Origin of the sequence: Neobacillus terrisolis (assembly GCF_051233475.1) — a bacterium.
Lineage (GTDB): Bacteria > Bacillota > Bacilli > Bacillales > Cytobacillaceae > Bacillus_BU.
Window position 1 is genome coordinate 1 of sequence record NZ_JBKFGH010000063.1, and the last position, 1,316, is coordinate 1,316.

Below are 1,316 nucleotides of genomic sequence, written 5' to 3' on the forward strand. Positions count from 1 at the left end.
AATCGAGTAGGAGGGGGTGACTAACCCCCGACCTCTCACACCACCGTACGTACCGTTCGGTATACGGCGGTTCTATTAAGATTGACGTAAAATTTCATAACGATTATATAGACTTCTCAACCCTCGTTGACTCCAATAAGAGTTATCGAGGGTTTTGTGTAATATTGGGCTACAGGCGATTCTCCAGTATTTCTTTCTTGAGTTACCCCATTCATGTGACTTGAAATCAGGGACGCCTAAACCAATTAGTTTTCTCACTCTGGTTTTAGGTTTCTTCCACTGTTTCCATTTGCACATTCTAAGCCTTCTCCTTATCCATTCGTCGAATTCTTTGAACTTGCTTGGAGTGTCAGCTAAAGCGAAGTACCCGCACCATCCAGCTAGATAACGGTTTAACAATTCAATTCTTACTTCCATTGGAATAGGTTTAGACCGACAGGTATATTCTCGAATCTTCGCCTTAAAGCGTTTGATGCTTTGTTTCGCTATTCGCACCTTCGGTTCCTTATTCCAAGTAAAGCTGAAACCAAGAAATTTCCGTTTCCACGGACGGTCAACTGCCGACTTATCCCTGTTTACCTTTAACTTTAGTTTATGCTCAATAAACATCGTAATGGATTCCATTACACGTTTCCCTGCTTTTAATGACTTAACATAAATGTTGCAGTCGTCCGCATAACGGACAAACTTATGCCCTCTGGCTTCTAATTCTTTATCTAATTTATCAAGAATTATGTTTGAAAGGAGAGGACTGAGAGGCCCTCCTTGCGGAGTACCTTCCTCCGTTGATTGTACGACCCCGTTAAGCATTACACCTGATTGAAGATATCTCCGGATTAGTTTGAGAAGTATTCGGTCTTCAATTCTTTTAGCGAGTATTCCTATCAATTTGTCATGATTGACCCTATCAAAGAATTTCTCTAAGTCCATATCAATCACCCAACGGAAACCCTCTTTGATATATCCCTTTGCCTTTCTTATCGCATCATGGGCACTCCTGTTAGGTCGGAAGCCATAGCTGTTTTCGGAAAAGGATGGGTCAAAGATGGGGGTTAATACTTGGGCAATTGCCTGTTGGATGAAACGGTCTGTCACAGTTGGTATACCTAAAAGCCTTACCCCTCCGCTTGGTTTCGGGATTTCGACACGGCGAACCGGGGAGGGTTGATAGTTACCGGTTCTCAAAGCTTCCCGAAGAGAATCCCAGTTTTCATAGAGATGTTGTCGTAGGAATTTTACGGACATTCCATCTATGCCGTGACTTCCTTTGTTCTGCTCCACCCGTTTAAGGGCAGTTAAGAGATTTTCCCGTGACA

General features: G+C 42.9%; 1 protein-coding gene. It reads right to left on the reverse strand.

The annotated features are described in order from the left end of the window. Positions 1-75 precede the first annotated feature (75 nt). On the reverse strand, positions 76-1,316 hold a 1,241-nt coding region (gene ltrA / locus ACI48O_RS22710; RefSeq protein ID WP_435564085.1), incomplete at its 5' end, for a group II intron reverse transcriptase/maturase.